The 17,158-nt window shown below is 67.8% G+C and carries 14 protein-coding genes; 7 read left to right on the forward strand and 7 right to left on the reverse strand.

All coding sequences use genetic code 11. The features are described 5' to 3' along the window. The first annotated feature begins 47 nt into the window (after nucleotides 1-47). Nucleotides 48-2,081, forward strand: coding sequence for an ADP-ribosylglycohydrolase family protein (locus AB0N05_RS04955; RefSeq protein WP_364689488.1), 2,034 nt, complete (start codon nucleotides 48-50; stop codon nucleotides 2,079-2,081). A 21-nt stretch (nucleotides 2,082-2,102) separates the two neighbouring features. Here AB0N05_RS04955 and AB0N05_RS04960 read toward each other — a convergent pair whose 3' ends face one another. Together AB0N05_RS04960 and AB0N05_RS04965 are read right to left on the reverse strand one after the other, a co-directional pair. Beyond that, nucleotides 2,103-3,404 carry an alpha/beta-hydrolase family protein gene (locus tag AB0N05_RS04960; RefSeq protein ID WP_364689491.1) on the reverse strand — a complete coding sequence of 434 codons (1,302 nt, stop codon included), beginning with the start codon at nucleotides 3,402-3,404 and terminating at the stop codon, nucleotides 2,103-2,105. Nucleotides 3,405-3,565: 161 nt separating this feature from the next. Then, nucleotides 3,566-4,318, reverse strand: coding sequence for a hypothetical protein (locus tag AB0N05_RS04965; RefSeq protein ID WP_364687710.1), 753 nt, complete (start codon nucleotides 4,316-4,318; stop codon nucleotides 3,566-3,568). A 167-nt stretch (nucleotides 4,319-4,485) separates the two neighbouring features. On the opposite strand from AB0N05_RS04965, the gene AB0N05_RS04970 reads away from it, so the two are divergent. From AB0N05_RS04970 to AB0N05_RS04985, 4 genes are all read left to right on the forward strand, one after another. After that, complete coding sequence (locus AB0N05_RS04970; protein WP_364687712.1) at nucleotides 4,486-5,709, forward strand: histidine kinase; 1,224 nt, start codon at nucleotides 4,486-4,488, stop codon at nucleotides 5,707-5,709. Nucleotides 5,710-5,958: 249 nt separating this feature from the next. Next, entirely contained in the window at nucleotides 5,959-6,618 is a 660-nt protein-coding gene (locus AB0N05_RS04975; RefSeq protein WP_364687714.1) for a response regulator transcription factor, read from the forward strand. Nucleotides 6,619-6,835: 217 nt separating this feature from the next. Next, on the forward strand, nucleotides 6,836-8,812 hold the full coding sequence (locus AB0N05_RS04980; protein WP_364687716.1) for a zinc ribbon domain-containing protein: 1,977 nt from the start codon (nucleotides 6,836-6,838) through the stop codon (nucleotides 8,810-8,812). Between the two features lie 48 nt (nucleotides 8,813-8,860). Continuing rightward, nucleotides 8,861-11,059, forward strand: coding sequence for a serine/threonine-protein kinase (locus tag AB0N05_RS04985; RefSeq protein ID WP_364687718.1), 2,199 nt, complete (start codon nucleotides 8,861-8,863; stop codon nucleotides 11,057-11,059). Between the two features lie 4 nt (nucleotides 11,060-11,063). Here the strand turns inward: AB0N05_RS04985 and AB0N05_RS04990 are convergent, their stop codons facing one another. Continuing rightward, on the reverse strand, nucleotides 11,064-11,240 hold the full coding sequence (locus AB0N05_RS04990) for a hypothetical protein (protein ID WP_364687721.1): 177 nt from the start codon (nucleotides 11,238-11,240) through the stop codon (nucleotides 11,064-11,066). Between the two features lie 421 nt (nucleotides 11,241-11,661). Between AB0N05_RS04990 and AB0N05_RS04995 the strand changes: the two genes are divergently transcribed. After that, nucleotides 11,662-12,543: a helix-turn-helix transcriptional regulator gene (locus AB0N05_RS04995; RefSeq protein WP_364687723.1), complete on the forward strand. Its 882-nt coding sequence runs from the start codon at nucleotides 11,662-11,664 to the stop codon at nucleotides 12,541-12,543. After that, nucleotides 12,540-12,740: a DUF397 domain-containing protein gene (locus AB0N05_RS05000; RefSeq protein ID WP_364687725.1), complete on the forward strand. Its 201-nt coding sequence runs from the start codon at nucleotides 12,540-12,542 to the stop codon at nucleotides 12,738-12,740. The genes AB0N05_RS04995 and AB0N05_RS05000 overlap by 4 nt, the downstream gene beginning before the upstream one ends. A gap of 89 nt (nucleotides 12,741-12,829) precedes the next feature. Here AB0N05_RS05000 and AB0N05_RS05005 read toward each other — a convergent pair whose 3' ends face one another. The 4 genes from AB0N05_RS05005 to AB0N05_RS05020 form a co-directional block, all read right to left on the reverse strand. Next, nucleotides 12,830-13,711, reverse strand: a complete 882-nt coding sequence (locus AB0N05_RS05005) for an alpha/beta fold hydrolase (protein ID WP_364687727.1) — start codon at nucleotides 13,709-13,711, stop codon at nucleotides 12,830-12,832. A 152-nt stretch (nucleotides 13,712-13,863) separates the two neighbouring features. Further along, nucleotides 13,864-14,895, reverse strand: coding sequence for an ATP-dependent 6-phosphofructokinase (locus AB0N05_RS05010; RefSeq protein ID WP_364687729.1), 1,032 nt, complete (start codon nucleotides 14,893-14,895; stop codon nucleotides 13,864-13,866). A gap of 150 nt (nucleotides 14,896-15,045) precedes the next feature. Next, a complete protein-coding gene (locus tag AB0N05_RS05015; protein WP_364687731.1) occupies nucleotides 15,046-16,032 on the reverse strand; it encodes a hypothetical protein in 987 nt (328 codons plus the stop codon). A gap of 199 nt (nucleotides 16,033-16,231) precedes the next feature. Further along, a complete protein-coding gene (locus AB0N05_RS05020) occupies nucleotides 16,232-17,131 on the reverse strand; it encodes a hypothetical protein (protein ID WP_364687733.1) in 900 nt (299 codons plus the stop codon). Nucleotides 17,132-17,158 lie beyond the last annotated feature (27 nt).

The raw sequence follows: 17,158 nt of genomic DNA on the forward strand, positions 1-17,158 counted from the left end.
GCCCGGTAGGCTGCACCCTGTTCGTAGTGGTGGAGGGTATCGGGGAAATGTTGCGACGCGGCGAGGTCTTCGCGGGCTATACGATCGAGCGCGAAGTCGGCCGCGGCGGAATGGGTTCGGTGTACGCCGCGCGGCATCCTCGACTACCCAAGCTGACCGCCCTGAAGCTGCTGCATCCGGAGATGTTCGGCGAGCGGGAAACTCGGCTGCGATTCGAGCGCGAGGCCGATGTGGTGGCGCAGCTCGATCATCCGAACATCATCAGCGTCTACGACCGCGGGGCCGAGGGCGAGCAATTGTGGATCGCCATGCAATTCGTGGACGGGGTGGACTGCGCCTCGCTGGAATCGGTTGCGCCGGAGCGGGCGGTGCAGATCATTGTGCAGACCGCGGCGGCGCTGGATTACGCGCACGGGCGGGGCGTGCTGCATCGGGATGTGAAGCCCGCCAATATTCTGCTGACCGAGGCGGGGGCGGTCGGATTCACCGAGCGGGCGCTGCTGAGCGACTTCGGGATCGCGCGGGTGCTGGCGGAGAACAGTCAGCTCACCCGGACCGGGACCCTGAACGCGACACTGGCCTATGCCTCACCGGAGCAGTTGACCGCCGCGACGCTGGACCACCACTCGGATCAGTATTCGCTGGCGTGCACGCTGTTCCGGCTGTTGACGGGGCGCGGGCCGTTCGACGCGGGCAATATCGCGACGGTCATGCTCGGGCATATCCAATCCCCGCCGCCCGCGGTGAACTCGCTGCGGCCGGATCTGCCGCGGGCATTGAACAAGGTGCTGGATCGAGGGCTGGCCAAGAATCCGCTGGAGCGGTTCGCCTCATGCAGCGAATTCGCTGCTGCGGCAAGGGAAGCGCTCACCACACCGGCGATTGCCGTCCCGCCACCACTACCCCCACCGCCGCCGGTCCCGGTCGAACCGGCGAAAACCGTACTGTCCCAGCAGGACATCGTGCACGGTTGCCTGCTCGGCGGGGCGGTCGGGGATGCGCTGGGCGCGCCGGTGGAGACCATGCTGCTGCGAAACATTCAGCAGCGGTACGGGGCTCGCGGTGTGACCGGCGGGCTGGAGACGTACAAGGGCCGGATCTCCGATGAGACGCAGCTGACGCTGTTCACCGTCGAGGCGCTGATCCGCGGCTCGGTGCGAGCGCGGGCGGAGGGGATCAAGGGCGCGACACTGGGGATGATCCAGGAGAATCTGCTGATCTGGCTACGGGGACAGGGGATTTCCTCCTCGCCGATTCCCGAGCAGCCGTATCCGCTGCGCAGCGGGCTGACCGAACATCCTGAGCTGATGAGCTACCGGGGGCCGACGCAGGCGACCGCGGCCGCCATGCAGCTGGTGGCCACGCGGCAGAAGCCCAGAACGCCGGTGGGGACCCGGACCAAGCCGATCAATGACTCCAAGGGATGCGCGGCCGTGGTTCGGGCCGCGCCTTGTGGGTTCCGGAAGTCGATCGACGACGCGTTCGAATTGGGTTGTGACGCTGCGGCGCTCACGCATGGGAATCCGAGTGGGTGGCTGCCCGCCGGAACCGTCGCGGCCATGGTGTTCGGGCTTTCGCGCGGGCTGGATCTGGGGACCGCGCTGGAGCAGGCGAGGGCTCTGTTGTCCCGGCAGAAGGATCACGAGGAGACGTCCCGGGCGCTCAATGCGGCCATCCGGATCGCGGAAGGCGCTGCGAAGCAGGGGAATCCGACGATCCAGGCGGAGACACTGGAATCGCTCGGCACCGGGCTGATCGGGCCGGAGGCATTGGCCATCGCGGTCAGTGCGGCGCTGTGCGCGGAATCGGCCGGGGGTACGCCGGAACAGATCTTCCGCAATGGGGTGCTGTTGTCGGTCAATCACTCCGGGGACAGTGACTCCACCGGGGCGATCTGCGGTGCGCTGCTCGGAGCCCGGCTGGGAGTGGACGCCATCCCCGCTCAGTGGCGTCGACCTCTGGACGCAGGAGCGGTCATCGCGAGCCTGGCCGAGGACTTCTGCCTGGAATTCGGACCCAACCCGCCCGCCGACGCCTCCGGAGCGCCGACCGAGGAATGGTTGGAGCGGTATCCGAGCTGAGCTGCCGCGTTCCGTTCTCGCTCAGCAGCTTCCGAGTGCTGTGCCCTGGTCCATGCCATAGCGGTGGCCGTGACCGGCGGGGGCGTTCAGCGCGGCCAGTAGGTCGGCGCTGGTTTGCAGGAAGCTGAGCACCGGGAGCCACTGCGGGACGGGGGCATCCGGGCGGGTGCCGGTGAGATCGGCGGGCCGCCACAGCAATTCCGGCGACCAGTGCACCACCGGGTCGGAGGAATTGGCGAGCACGGTCGCACCGGCATGGTGGACGTCGCCTGCGGGCGGGCCTGCCCATAGGGTGGCGCAGGTGCGGCGGTCCTCGTCGGCGTCATCGGCGAAGATGGCGCTGCCGCCCAGCGCGCCCAGGCTCTGCCCATAGACGTAGAGCTTCGGCGGATTCGCCATGGTCGAAATCCGTTGCTCCACAGCGGTGAACAGTGCCCGCGCCGACTCCTCCGCCGCGGCCCGGCCGAACATGAAGGTCACCCAGCTGGGCGCGTCGGAGTACTGCAATCCCACCAGCGACACATCCCCGCCGAACCGCTTGTCCAGGCCCTTGGCGGCATCGCTGTCGATCCATCCGGACCCGGTCGGCACCGTGACCACCAGATTCTTCCGCTCGAACCCGCCCGTCCGCTCCAACTCCCGCACTGCGAGGGCCACCCGCGCATCCAAATCCGGTGCGGAATGCAATCCCACGTACACCCGTACCGTGTGCTCCGGAGTTCCCGCCACGAACCGCCGCCCCTGCGCCCCCAGCGACGTCCAGCCCGCCATCGACCCCGGACTCCCCGACCGGGTCGGCGAAACCGGCTGCACCAGAGCCGGATCCAGGAACGCGTCGGCCGACGCATATGCCGCCCGCCGCCACTCCACCACCGTGGGAACCATCACGAACTGCGCTCCCACCCCCAGCGCGGCCACCAATGCCGCACTCCGAAGCTTCCCCAATCGTCTTCCCGCCCAACGCACTCCCCGGCAGATGCCCACCACGATCCCCACGATCAATGCCGACACCAGCGCCCAGTGCACCCAATACGCAGCCCCGATGGACCCCACCCCCATGGCATCCCGCAACCGGTTCTGCCAATGCCCCGCCTGCACCATGGTGCAGACAACCCCGAACCCCCCGACCCCGGCAACCGGCCACCGCCACCGCGCCAGCCGATCACCGCCCCCGAACCTCGTGCGTCGCAGCACAAACCGGCCGATACCCGTCAGCCCCAATCCAACCAAAACCAACAGCGCAGTCACCATTGCCTGCGCCGAAGGAGTCCGCGGCAACAACCCCGGTGCCAGCGAAGCGCACACCCCGAGCACAACGGCCATCGTCGTGCCGACCCGCGGCGCGGAAATCCCGGACGTTCCAGCGCGCAAGCCCAACCGCCGCCGACCTCGCCGCTGAGCGTCATCGTTCCGGGTCCGAACACCGTCGTGTTCACGGACCTTCAGGGGGAGGTCGCGCGCCTGGACCGGTCGTACGGTGTTCGTCATCGCTGGACCTCCTGGGTGAGCTGCGCGCGGCGGGCGCGGCGGCGGCGGAAAACGATCGCGGCGGCGGCGAAGGCGGCGGCCAGGCCTGCGAGGCCGAGAGATTCGAGGATTCGGGTGCTGGGAGAGGAGGAGTCGTCGGAGGAGTCGAAGAAGGGCTCGTAGACGGGGACGCCATAGTCCTGACGAATGGAGTTGAGGTCCACGGCCGTGGTGGCGATGCTCGCCATGACCTGGCATTGGACCCGCGCCAGGGCATCGGGGCGGGTGCTGCAGGACTCGTGCATGCGCTGCTCCAGGGCGGCATCGACGGTCTGGCGGGCCCAGGGCCCGAGCGGCTGACCATGCTTATCGGCGTAACGGAGCAGGTCGTAGCCGAAGTCGTGGGCCTTGCAGGCGAGAGTGAACTCGCGCGGGAGGGAGATCGGTGAGGAGCAGTCGCCGCCCGGATTGACCAGCAGTCCGTCCTCCATGACGGGGCGATATCCGGCCTCTGCCGCGAAGTCCGCGGGGATGGCCGACGGATCCGGTTGAGCGGCAGCCGATTCCAGTATCGCGAAGCGGGCACTCGCATTCTCGGGCGCGATCGACGCGGTGGCGGCGGTCGCACCGGCGGGCGAGAACACCACCGCCACGGAGAAGATCAAGGCGGCCGCGGTGGCCAGCAAGCCGACGCGGTGCACGGCGTGCACCCGCTCGTCCCCGGGGGTGGGGTGGGGCGTGTGACCGGGGGAAGACGGGAACGCTCTCATGGACGATGACGGTATGAATCGGAGCGGTATCCGGTCCTCACGCTGGGGGGCCGTTCCCGGATGGGCGGGGTGGGGGAGCGGGGTGGGTGGTCGGTACCGGGGTATGGGGGCGGAGATCACCCGTGGGTATGACGTGGGAGCGGGGCGGGTTCTCTAACGTCGTGGTCATGGACGGTAAGTCGGTGGCGTTGGTGCGCCCTAAGCGCGGACGGTTGTGGTTCGACGCGTTCACGGTGTTGGTCGCGGTCGTATTCATGGCGGTGGCGTGGCCGACCCTGCACCTCACTCATCAGGTTCCGGCGGCGGCCCAGCCGTTCATTGCCGGATTCGCGGCCTTCCCGATCCTGCTCATGCGGGTGAATCCGGCGTTGGGCTGGGCGGTTTCGGCCGGGTCGGCGCTGCTGATCGCCCTGGTGATGCCGCATCAGCCGGGCAATACGCTGCCCTTCCAGGTGGTGCACATCTTGGCGTTGTTCGCGCTGGTGTTCGCCGTGGCGGTGCGGTCGCCCATGCGGATCGTGGGTGTGGCGTGGCTGTCGACCTCGCTGCTCATGGCCACCACCATGGCGCAGACCGGGGACAGTTTCGCCGAGGCGGGATTGGGGTGGCCGATCGCGATCACCGGGCTGGTGGTGTTCGGGCTGCTGGTGCGGTGGCTGGCGGTATCGCGGCAGGCGCTGCTCAAGCAGTCGGAGGAGACCGAGCTGGAGCGGGCTCGGCGCGCGATTCTGGAGGAGAAGGCGCGCATCGCCCGCGATCTGCACGATGTGGTGGCGCATCACATGTCGATGGTGGTGGTGCAGGCGCAGACCGCGCCGTACCGCATCGACGGGCTGTCCGCCGATGCGCGCGCGGAGTTCGAATCGATCGGGACGGGGGCGCGGGCCGCGCTCAATGAAATCCGGGGCCTGCTGGGGGTTTTGCGCAGTGACGGGCAGTTGCCCGAGCATGCGCCGCAGCCCTGCGCGGCCGATGTGCCGGAGCTGCTGGAGGGTGCGCGCCGGGCCGGGGTGCCGATCACCTGGACCATCGACGGCGGACTGGACACCATTCCGGATACGACCGGGCTGGCCATGTACCGGATCGTGCAGGAGTCGCTGGCCAATGCCTCCCGGCATGCCGCGGGCGCACCGGTGTGGGTGCGGATCGTGCATGGTGTCGGTCTCACCCTGACCATTACCAACGACCGACCGGTCGGTGCCGGTCACGTCGATCACTTCGGCACACCGGGCAGCGGCATCGGCGGCATGCAGTCCCGCGCCACCGCGGTCGGCGGCACCCTCACCGCGGGTCCGCGACCCGACGGCGGGTTCGAAGTACACGCCGAGCTGCCGCTGACCCCGGCGTTCGCGGCGGGGGCCACCACCTCGGAGCTGAACCCGGCGACCTGATCGCCTCGCCCGTCACCGCCGGGCGGCCTGCGATGGCCCTCAGGCCCCTCTGATCCGTGCCTGGCCGCCGACCATGGCGCTCAGGCCCGCACTCCCGCCCCGTATCGGATTCCCTCCGGCTTATGTCCGGATGTTGTGGATGAGCGCAGGTGCGGGCGGAGTTTGCCGCGTGTCGGGTGCGAAGTCGCGGCGGGGCGGCCGGTCGGGTGCGCCTTCTGGCAAACTCGGTTGGGTGCGTGAGGTGCGACAGTGGCGATAACGGTGTTGATCGTCGATGACCAGGCGATGGTGCGGGCCGGCTTCGGGGCGCTGCTTGCCGCGCAACCGGACATCAGCGTGATCGGTGATGCGCCGGACGGGAAAGCCGGTGTGGCGGAGGCGAAACGGCTCCGCCCCGACGTGGTGCTCATGGATGTGCGCATGCCCGAGATGAACGGGCTCGATGCCGCACGGGCCATCCTGTCGGCCGGGTTCGATCCGCCGGTGCGGGTGCTCATGCTCACCACCTTCGATATCGACGACTATGTGTACGAGGCGCTCGGCATCGGGGCCAGCGGGTTCCTGCTCAAGGACGCGCCCGCCGAGGAATTGGTGCGCGCGGTGCGCGTGGTCGCCGCCGGTGACGCACTACTCGCGCCCACCGTGACGCGGCGGCTCATCGCCGACGTGACCAAGCGCCGCAATCGGCGTGCACCCGCGCCCGCGCTGTCCGCGCTCACCCCGCGCGAACGCGAAGTGCTGGAACTGGTGGCGCGCGGCATGTCCAATGCCGAGATCGCCGAATCCCTTTTCGTGGCCGAACAGACCGTGAAGACGCATGTCTCCAAAGTCTTCGCCAAACTGAATCTGCGCGACCGCGCACAGGCCGTCGTACTGGCGTATGAAAGCGGTCTGGTGACGCCCGGCTGACCTGCCCGAGGAGTGGGCAGCGGGTGGCGATTCGTTTTCGCTGGAGATCCGTCGCAATCCGGTTATGGTGTGTCGCTACGGAGTTGGGGTGAGGGAAGGATTCGATGATAGTGGTGGGTCGGGAGCGGTGTTTCTCATCGGTCGCGGACCGTTGCAGCGGGCGCGTGTCAGCGACCGCCGGAGGCATCTGGGCAGGGTGGCTGCGGGGTGAGGCCGGGTGATCCCGAAACTGCCCCTCGCGCAGGGTGAGACCGCCCGGACCGCCTCTGCACCTGTGGTGTTGCGCACCGCGGTGGACGAGACGTCCGGCGAGGTCCTCACTGCCAGGGTGTTGGCTGAGCGTGCCGGGTGGGCTGCGGATCTGGTGGCCGGGATGGCCGCGAGTCTGGTTGCCACGCACTGGAACAGTTCTGATGTGGATGCGCTGGCCTGCGGCCGGGATGCGAGCGGTGTGTGCCTGCCTTCGCGTGCGTGGATGGCGCTGCGGCGCTTGGGCTGGAGCGTAACCGTACCCGAAGCCGTGGTGGTCAATGACCGCATCGTGAGGATGGCGCAGGAACAGGCCGGGCGCACCCTGCGGGCCGCGAAATGGCGGGCCGACCTAGCCGCCGGGATACTCTTGACCTGGCCCACGGACCCAGGCAAACGCACACCCGATCAATGGGATGCTGTCCGAGCTGTGATCCCGGGCGGGCAGCACCTGCCAGGGAACGTGATCACCGCCCGGACCCGGCACCTTGTCGCCTTCGCCGACAAGCAAGGCCGGTTACCTGCCGATATTTTCGAGGCCGAGGCTCCACCGCGCACCGCACGAATATTGCTGCTGGCCGCCTGCGACCGCCAGCAAGCCACCATCGAACGCGGCGACACCCCCGTCCGGGCGTTGCTGCGCCTGCAGCTACCCACTCGTCCCGATCCCCGCTCCTACCGGGACTGGACGTGGGTGTCGGCCCGAATCTCCTTGCCGCCCACCATCCCTGCGGACGCGGTCTTGCACCTGCCGACGTTGCGCCTACACATGGGAGTAGTCCGCGCCGATCTCGCCTATACCCACCCCGTCCCGCAAACTCGGCGCACCGGCCATACGGTCGCCTTGGCCATCGACTGGGGGTTGAACACGCTGCTCAGTGCGGGCGCGGTCCGCCGCCACGATGACGGGCGGCTCACTGCACTCGGGGCGGGCGCCCAGTTCCGGGCCGGTGGGGTGCTGGCCAAAGCCCATCGGCTGCGCCGGCTGTCGGAGTGTTTACACGCCAAGACCGACCACTATCAGCGCCTGATCGGTGAGTCCGCCGATCACCCCTTGACCGCGAAACACACCGTCCTGGCTGTCGAGCGCTCGGCAGTGTCGGCGCGCCGCTCCCATCTCAACGATGCCCTGGCGACCTCGGCGGCGCGGTGGGCGGTCGATCAGGCCATCACGGCCGGGGCGACGGTCATCTTTGTCGAAGACCTGCGGTCGCTGGAAGCCAAAGGAATGGGCCGCACTCTGAATACGCGCCTGTCTCAACAGGTCCGCGGGCAGCTCACCGACCGGATGCGGCATCTGGCTGCCGAGGTGGGGATCGCGGTGGTGATCGTCCCGCCGCGCAACACTTCTCGGCACTGCCCAGGGTGCTTGTCCCCGTTGCGGCACCGCAAGGCGCCTGATCGGCCCACCACCTCGGGCTGGAAGTGGGCGAGCTGCCCCGACTCCCGATGCGGGTGGCAGGGCGACCGCGACACCGGTGCTTGGCAGCGTATCGCCGCACGCGGGCTGACCCACCAATACAAGACCGTCACTGAACAACCCAGCGGGAACCTGGTCATCCGCACCGTGATCGACACTCTCGAGGCTTCGGCGGTCCTCACCGCCACCGCACCACCAATCTGTCGGGAGGATCGGTCCAAGTCCGGTCCGACCCGGCCGCGACCCACACGCCCGGCGCCCAGGCGACGCAGGGCACCCTCCCCCATTGGGCCTTCGGGCGCGATGGGTCAGCGTCCGGAGGGACACGCCCCCACGGGCCCGGCCCGGCTGCCTCGCGCGGCCGACCGGCACCAGGACGTGAGCACGATCAGCACCTCATCGCACCGGCACCGAGCACGCGGGGCAGCGCTGGGCGCGGGATTCCACCTCCACGCCCACGCCACTCGTCCACGATGGGAGATCCCGTTGCCGGACACTCCATCCGGCCCGGGCTCACTAAGCTGATCAGAGACGCTCACGGACTTACGTCACCGGAAGGGGGTCGTAACTTTGTTGAACAGCGGTGACGTGTTCGCCGGATTCTTCATCGAACGGCTGCTCGGACAGGGCGGGATGGGATCGGTCTATCTGGCCCGACACCCGCGCCTGGGCAAGCTGACGGCCTTGAAGCTGCTGAATCGGGAACTGTACGCGGACAGGGAGATTCGGGCTCGCTTCGAACGCGAGGCCGATCTGGTGGCGCAGCTCGATCATCCCAATATCGTCGAGGTGTACGACCGGGGCGCGGAAGACGACAAGCTGTGGATCTCCATGCAGTATGTCGACGGGGTGGATGCCGCCAGCGTCAATGTGGTCACGCTGCCGCCGGAGCGGGCCGTGCAGATCATCGAAGGTGTCGCCGCCGCACTGGATTACGCGCACAGTCGTGGTGTGCTGCACCGGGATGTGAAGCCCGCCAACATTATTCTGGCGCGCGCCGTCGCCGGGCACGGAGAACGCGTGTTCCTCACCGACTTCGGCATCGCGCGCCTGCGCGAGGACTCCACGCACCTGACCCAAGCGGGCATGTTCACCGCCACCCTCGCCTATGCTTCCCCCGAACAGATGACCGGCGCACCCCTCGATCACGCCACCGACCAATACTCCCTGGCCTGCGCCCTCTACTGGCTCCTGATCGGCATGGGCCCCTACGACTCACCGGACCCCTCCGAACTCATTCGAGGACATCTCCAACTCCTGCCCCCACCCGTGAGCCTGCGCCGCCCGGGCCTCACCCAGGCCATGGACGCCGTCCTCACCAAGGCCATGGCCAAACGCGCCATCGACCGCTTCCCCTCCTGCACCGATTTCGCCAAGGCCGCCCGCCGGGCCCTCACCGCCCCGCCCACCCAAATCTCGGCCGCCCCAACGCAAATGGGTCCGGCTCCGACCTACGCCAATCCCGCCAATCCCGCCGGTCCGCGCCCCGCGGCACCCCCGGCCTACCCGGCCGCCCCGCCCGGCTACGCCCAGCCTCCCGCCTACCCCGCCGTACCTCCGGCCTATCCCGCCGCGCCGCAACCGCCACAGCCCTATCCGGCCGCGCCACCCCAACAGCCCTACCCGGCCCCCGGCTACCAAGTCCCCCAGGGCTACCCGGCACAGCCCCCCGCCACACCCCACCCGGCCGCACCGGCTCCCCAACCCACACCCCCGGGCGCTTCCGTCCAGCCCGCCCCGCCGCAACCCGCATACCCAGCGACTCAGGCACCCCCGCAGGAAGATCCGTCCGAACAGCGAACAGATCTCCTCCCCCAACCCGCAATCCCCGTCCCGCCGCAGGAAGACTCACCTGAGCAGCGAACGGACCTCCTCCCGCGGCCCGCGACCCCGGAAGCCATCAGTGCGCCCTCGGAAGAGCCGGTCACACACTCCGCCACGCCGGTGACGCCCCCTGCACCTCGCGCGCCGCGGCCAGACGATCAACCGCAGCAAGGCATTCCGTCGCGGCCCTCGAACCCTGACGCCCAGTCGGCCGCCGCAGGATCGGGCAGCGCTGCGAGCGGCTCAGCCCTCGAAGCGAAGGGCGCACCGCAACCTGATCATCCCTCGGAAGGGGACAGTGCTGCCGGAGCCGGAAGTGGTCCGAGCGTTGTCTCGGCGCAATCGCTGAGTTCGGGGGCGCGGCCGACCGAGGCTCCGATCGAAGGCAGTGCGGGAGTGGCGAAGGGGGAAGGGCTCTCGGCGTCCGGGAATCATCTCGAGGCGCGGGCCGTGGAGGTTCGTGGTGAGAGGCGGAGGGCGTTCGGGAAGGGCGTTGCGCGAGACGGGGCAGAGGTTGCGCGGCATCCTGTCACGGGGGCTTTCGTGCCTGCCTCGGGAAAGGCCGGGGTTGAGGTGGCCGGGCGTGAGCGGGTGTCCGGTATGGCGGATTCGCCGGAGAGGGGCACGGCTGGAACAGAGGATCGGGAACCGTCCACCGGGGATGACAGTGCGGGGGAAGAGGATTCGGGGGAGGTGCGGATCGTGATCGGGAGTGGGGTGGATGTGGGTGCGTATCCGGGAGTATCGGCGGGTGGCGGCGTGGGGGCGCGGCATCGGGCGCGGCGGGTGCCGCCGGAGTCGAGGGGGGTGAATGTGGTTCCGTCGCAGCAGGTTATCGGGCGGGGGAAGACGGAGGCTTCGCAGGTGACGGCGTTGGTGGTGTTGGGGTTGGCGGTGGTGGCTCTGGTGTTGTTGGTGGCGCTGGTGGCGGTGACGGTGGCCGGGTAGGGGGTCAGGGTGCGGCGCGTTGGCCCAGGACCATTTGGCCCTTGTCGACGAGGACCTGGCGGGCGCGGCGGCGTACGAGGCAGTTGTCGACGGTGCAGCACTTGTGGATCTGCATGACTTGATGAGCCTGCGGGAGAGACAGGTTGCCGGGGTCGATGGTGCAGTCGAAGAGATACATCATGGTTTCCACCGGGAGCTGCGCAGGGGACCTACGGTTCGCGGTCCGGCGCTGGCGCAGGGCATGCGGCGCGCATCGCGCCGGGCCTTAGGCAAGGGTATCCGGGTTCCGGCGCACGCACGACGGTATGCGCTTGCTTGGTGCGAGATCTATTGCGAGTGCTCAGATTGTCTGCCGCGGCAAGGCACGCCGGTGGCGGCGACATCGATGCAGGTGGGTGCGCCCGGCTCGGGGACGAGTGGGTCCAGAGAGTTCAGGGCTCCGGCTCTCACCGGGCGCGCCTCAAGTCCAGCACCGTTGGCGCGAACCGACAATCGACACTCCGCGTACTCGGAAAACTTTCCGAAACCCCCAGGTCGGCATTCATTCCGCATGGGAGCATCGTTCACAGTGACCGAAAAACGCCTTCGCGGGGGAGCATTCGATGTCCGATCATGGTTCCACGTTGCCGCGCCGCCAACTGGGTCGATATCTCAGAGAAGGCCGGATGCAATGCAATATGACGATCGCCGAGGCGGCCGGCCTGATGGAGTGGAGCGAGTCGAAACTGCAACGGCTGGAAACCGGTAACGCCGAGAAGATTCGCGTTCTGGACATCCGGGAACTGTGTCGCATCTACGACTTCGATGATGAGTTCACCGCCGCGCTGGTAGGTCTCGCGACTCAGGCGAGTGTCAAGTCCTGGTGGCATGAATACGATGATCTGCTGCCCGAAGGCTTCAACGTGTATGTGGGGCTGGAAGCCTCGGCGCGCGCACTCATCTCCTATCAGCCCGATCTGATCCCCGGTCTACTCCAGACCCCGGAGTACGCAAGGGTGCTGATCAGTGATTACTGGCCGGATGCTGCACCCGACCAACTCGACCGCCGGGTACAGCTGAAAATGCGCAGGCAGTCCCTGCTCACCCGTCGCCGCAGTCCGGCCACTTTCGATGTCGTGGTGCATGAAACCGCACTACGGCGCATTGTCGGAAGTCCTCGGATTATGTCCGCGCAACTCCGGCGCGTTGCCGACATGTCGACACTTCCAACGATTGCTGTTCGTGTACTACCCTTCTCCGCGGGCGTCCCGATCGGGCATACCGTCGGACCGTTCGTAATTATGGAATTCGGCCGGGACAGCGGAAACCGACCGGTCGAACCCACCGTGGTGTACCTGGAGAATTTTCTCGGCGACCTCTACCTGGAGAAGCAGGCCGCGGTCGACCGGTATCACCAGGCGTACCAATCGATCCAGCAATCCGCGCTGGACGAGACCACCAGCAGAGACCTCTTGCGGAAGGCAGCGAAGGAGTACGCGACGTGAACGTCGAACCCGGCGTCAGGTGGTTCAAGAGCGCCCGCAGCACCGGCGCCAAGGAGTGTGTGGAAATCGCCTTCCTCCCCGGCGGAGTGGGCGTCCGCGACAGCAAGAACCCCACCGGCCCGGCCCTGGTATTCGCCCCGGCCGAATGGGACCGCTTCACCGCCGCCCTCATGAACGGCCACTTCGACCCCCGCTGACCCAGCGACCAACGAATACACAAAAGCGACAAATAGATTGGGAGCCCCACCCCAATACTCGGGCTCCCAATTCCATCAATTACCCCAATTCAGGCGCGAACCCGATCGTGCGTTCCAGCAAACTCCAGCCAACGCGGAATCACCCGCTCCGGAATCGCCCACAGCAGATCATGTCCCGCACCGGGATAGATCTCGATATCCGCGGACGGAATCACTCCCCGCACCCGCTCCGCCACCACCTCGGGATCATGCACGACCGTCTCGCTCCCGAACAGCACCATCACCGGCATGGTGATGCCCGCCAGCCGTTCATCGGTGAGCGGCCGCGCCCAGGGCATCCCCGGCCGGAACTTGAACCCAGCCAGCAGGATTTCCCACTCCAGCTCGCTGAGCTCGATGCGCGGACTCAGCCACGCATTCAATTTCTCCATCTTCGCCCGGGTTGGTCGCGCCCCGGCGACCATGAACTTGAACAGCAGACTCCACTTCGGCCTCGTGAATGTAGCCGGTGCCGGCTCCAGCAGACTGAGACTCGCCACCCGCTCGGGCCGATAGGCAGCGGCCACGGCCGCCAGCCACGCACCCAGCGAATACCCCGCCAGATGAACACGATCCACCCCGAGCCCGGCGATCACCTCGTCCACCCACGCGGCGATATCACCCTCATCGCGAATGGGCGCGGTCTGCTCACAGCGCCCCTGCCACCCCATCACATCGGGCGTGTACACCACCCGATCGCGCCCCAACTCCTCGATGACCGCATGCCAGAACAGGCAACTCCCGCCGATCCCCGGCATCAGCAGTAGCGGCGCGCCGTCCCCGTCCCCCGACTTCCGCACTCGCGTTGTCCCGAACGAAGTTTCGACATCGATATCCCTCGACGCCACCGGCCACTCCGCCGCCATAGCGTCATAGGCGCGCAGATATTTGCCCTTCGCCGCATCGCTGGTGAACCGTCCGAGCTTCGGCATGATCTCCCCTTCCGCTTTGGTGGTATGAACGTACCATGTAAATGGTATGGGCGTACCAACATGTTTCGGCGACCGACGGCGCAGAGCCCGGCACCTGACCGGGTGCCGGGCTCTGCGAAGGGGGTTTATGTGGTGTTGCGGGGGTTGGGATTTCAGCCGAAGAAGGCGGCGGCTTCTCGATAGCGGTCGGCGGGGACCAGCTTGAGTTGCTTGGTGGCTTCGGAGAGGGGGACCAAATCGATTTCGCTGCCATGGAGGGCGACCATTTGGCCGAAGTTGCCTGCGTGGACGGCCTCGGCGGCGTGGACACCGAAGCGGGTGGCGAGGATTCGGTCATAAGGGGTGGGGGTGCCGCCTCGTTGGACGTGGCCGAGGACTGTTACTCGGACTTCCTTGCCGATTCGGCGTTCGATTTCGGGGGCGAGTTGTTGGGCTACGCCGGTGAACTTGACGTGACCGAATTCGTCTATGCCGCCGTCTCGCAGGGACATGGACTTGGGGTCGGGGTGGGCGCCTTCGGCTACTACGCAGATGAAGTGGGAGTCGCCGCGTTGGAAGCGGCGTTTGACCATGGCGCAGACGTCGTCCACGTCGAAGGGGACTTCGGGGACGAGGGTGAGGTGGGCGCCGGAGGCTATGCCGGAGTTCATGGCGATCCAGCCCGCGTGGCGGCCCATGACTTCCACGAGCATGACGCGCTGATGGGATTCGGCGGTGGTGTGCAGGCGGTCGATGGCCTCGGTGGCGATGGCGACCGCGGTGTCGTGGCCGAAGGTGGTGTCGGTGCAGTCGATGTCATTGTCGATGGTCTTGGGGACGCCGACCACGGGGACGCCTTCGTCGGCGAGCCAGCTGGCGGCGGTCAGGGTGCCTTCGCCGCCGATCGGGATGAGGGCGTCGATGCCATTGTCGTCGAGGGTCTGCTTGATGCGGGGGAGCCCGGCGCGCAGCACATCCGGATTGGTGCGGGCGGTGCCGAGCATGGTGCCGCCCTTGGTGAGCAGGCGGTCGGTGCGGTCGTCATTGAGGATATTGATCTTGCGATCCTCGAGTAGCCCGCGCCACCCATCCTGGAACCCGATGATCGCGTCGCCCCAGCGGCCGTTCGCGGTACGAACGACAGCTCGGATCACGGCGTTCAGGCCTGGGCAATCCCCGCCTCCGGTCAAGACTCCGATGCGCATGGCCACCATCTTGCCCTGAGTTCGGTGTGGCGTGGGTCGCACCCCCGTGAACCGTGGGTTACGGGGGAGTAGTCACGGCGGCATGCCTTGTCGACGGTTGCAGGCCTTGCAACGCATGCGGCCGCCGAGCAGGCCTGCGGGTTCCGAGGGTCAGTGCGGAACGGGGCAATTGCCGCCGCGCAGCTCGCCCAAGTGCTTGGTGATCAGGGCGGCTACTTTGGTGAGGATCGTGGTGCCTTCATCGAAGGAGCCCGAATTGGCCTGGGTGGCAATGGCGATGGCGAGCTCTCCGCCGTCGACGGGGATCAGGCCGAACTGGCGGACCAGGTAGTTGCCGGTGGGGTCGGGGCCCCAGCCGCCCTTGAATTCCGCGCCTTCGAGATTTCCGAGCCCCCACCGCTGCCCGTAGCTGATCTTGCCCATCAGCGAGGTCACCGAGTCGGACTGGGGCAGGCAGGGCAGGTTGGAGGCGAATTCGAGTTGATCGGTCAGCGACCAGTTGGCCTGCCCGAAGGCCGAATACTCCGCCCGGCTCCGAGTGGCGGGCACCTTGGTGTCGGCGTCTCCGCCCTCGCGCAGCACCGCCTCCACCGTCGAGGCCGCGGCATCCGGGCTGCCGAGGGACTGCCACAAGGTATCCGCGGCTGAATTGTCCGAGTAGGTGATCGCCGAGGTCGCCGCGGTCGTATATCCCGAATTCTGCCGCAGCGCAGCCAGAGTGAGCGGCACCTTCATGGTCGACCAGGCCGGACCGTTGGACCAATCGCCGAGCGTGACCGGCCGGTCCCCGCCCACCGGCATGATCGCAAGTCCCACTTTGGCATTCAGCGTGGGTTGTAGGTCGTGGATGAAATCCCAGGCGAGCGTGCCCGGCATGGCCACCACCGCTTTGGAGGTGCTGCTGGTCGCCGCGGCGGCCCCGGTGGTGGCGTCCGGTAGGAGCACCGGCTTGCTGGTGCACGACGACAACGCTCCCACCAGCACCGCGGCCGCGCCACAGCCGATCACCCGGGCTAGTCGGCCGCGTCGCCCGGAACGGGGTGCGCCCGTGCGGGTATCGCGTGCGCCGTCCCGAGCCTCCGGCGCGGCGCGTCGAGCGCCACGCCGGTCAGCGGTACGCGAATACGGTGCGTCCACCCCGATACCTCCATCATCCCGGTGAGTCCCTGTTTCCTACTGGACCCACCCGCCCCCGTCAATCGCAGGGATTGTCTCGCGGGCCGGATGAGGGGGTCGAATGCCGTGCGTATTGCCGCTTTTCGGACCTTGTTTGCCCAATTCGGTGTGTGCGTCCTGGTTCACGAGGCGAGCGCCGTCGGCCGCATACACCCAATCGTCAATGGCTGCACAGTCCGCCGCGTAGATCCGGCAGATGGTCGCCGAGCAGCAGCGCCATCTTGTCCATCATGTCGGTGGCGTCATCGAAGGAACCCGAGGCCGGTTCGGCCGCCAGCGCCACCGCGACCGGGCCATTGAAGGTCGGCACCAGGCCGAACTGCCGCACGGTGTACTTGCCGGTATCGTCGTCGGGTCCCCAGCCGCCCTTGAATTCCGCGCCGATCAACCGCCCCAGGCCCCAGCTCTGGCTCGGCGTGATTTCACTCATGAGCGAGATCACCGAGTTGGCGCGCGGCAGGCAGGGCAGCCGGGAGGCGAAGCGCGCCTGATCGGTCAGTGACCAGTCGGTGGCGCCGAAGGCGAGCAGATCATCGGATTCCAGCACGGCGAGCCGGGTGTGCCGGGCGGCGACATCGGTGGTGTTGTCACCGGCCTCGCGCAGGACCGACTCGACCGCTTCGGCGGCCTGGCTGCCGGTGCCCAGGGAGGTCCAAAGCTCCTGTGCCGCATCATTGTCCGAGAAGGTGATGGCGGCCTCGGCGGTGGTGCGCAGCCCGACCGGGTCGCGGCGCAGTGCCGCCAGGGCCAGCGGCACCTTGATGGTGGACCAGGCGATTCCGGTGGTCCAATTGCCGAGCACGGTCATATCGCCGCCGCCGACCGGCATGACCGCCAGGCCGATGCGGCCGTCCAGTCCGGCCTGTAGATCGGTGAAATCGGCGGTGAACGTCACCGACTTCGGCAACCCGAACAGCCCCGGCAAATCGGGCGCGACCATGGACATTCCGGGCACCTTGGAGTCCGCGGCGACCGGGCGAATGCCGCCCGCGCCCGCCGCCGAGCTGCTCGACGCCGTGTTGTGCACACCGCAGGCGGACACCGCCAGTAGCGTCGCCAAAGCGATACCTCGCGCAATCGCCTTGCG

The sequence above is a fragment of the Nocardia sp. NPDC051030 genome, from assembly GCF_040683015.1.
GTDB lineage: Bacteria > Actinomycetota > Actinomycetes > Mycobacteriales > Mycobacteriaceae > Nocardia.

Coding starts and splice junctions, on each gene's coding strand:
- AB0N05_RS04955 (WP_364689488.1), top strand. CDS start 48: ATGTTGCGACGCGGCGAGGTCTTCGCGGGCTATACGATCGAGCGCGAA.
- AB0N05_RS04960 (WP_364689491.1), bottom strand. CDS start 3,404: ATGGCCGTTGTGCTCGGGGTGTGCGCTTCGCTGGCACCGGGGTTGTTG.
- AB0N05_RS04965 (WP_364687710.1), bottom strand. CDS start 4,318: ATGAGAGCGTTCCCGTCTTCCCCCGGTCACACGCCCCACCCCACCCCC.
- AB0N05_RS04970 (WP_364687712.1), top strand. CDS start 4,486: ATGGACGGTAAGTCGGTGGCGTTGGTGCGCCCTAAGCGCGGACGGTTG.
- AB0N05_RS04990 (WP_364687721.1), bottom strand. CDS start 11,240: ATGATGTATCTCTTCGACTGCACCATCGACCCCGGCAACCTGTCTCTC.
- AB0N05_RS04995 (WP_364687723.1), top strand. CDS start 11,662: ATGTCCGATCATGGTTCCACGTTGCCGCGCCGCCAACTGGGTCGATAT.
- AB0N05_RS05005 (WP_364687727.1), bottom strand. CDS start 13,711: ATGCCGAAGCTCGGACGGTTCACCAGCGATGCGGCGAAGGGCAAATAT.
- AB0N05_RS05010 (WP_364687729.1), bottom strand. CDS start 14,895: ATGCGCATCGGAGTCTTGACCGGAGGCGGGGATTGCCCAGGCCTGAAC.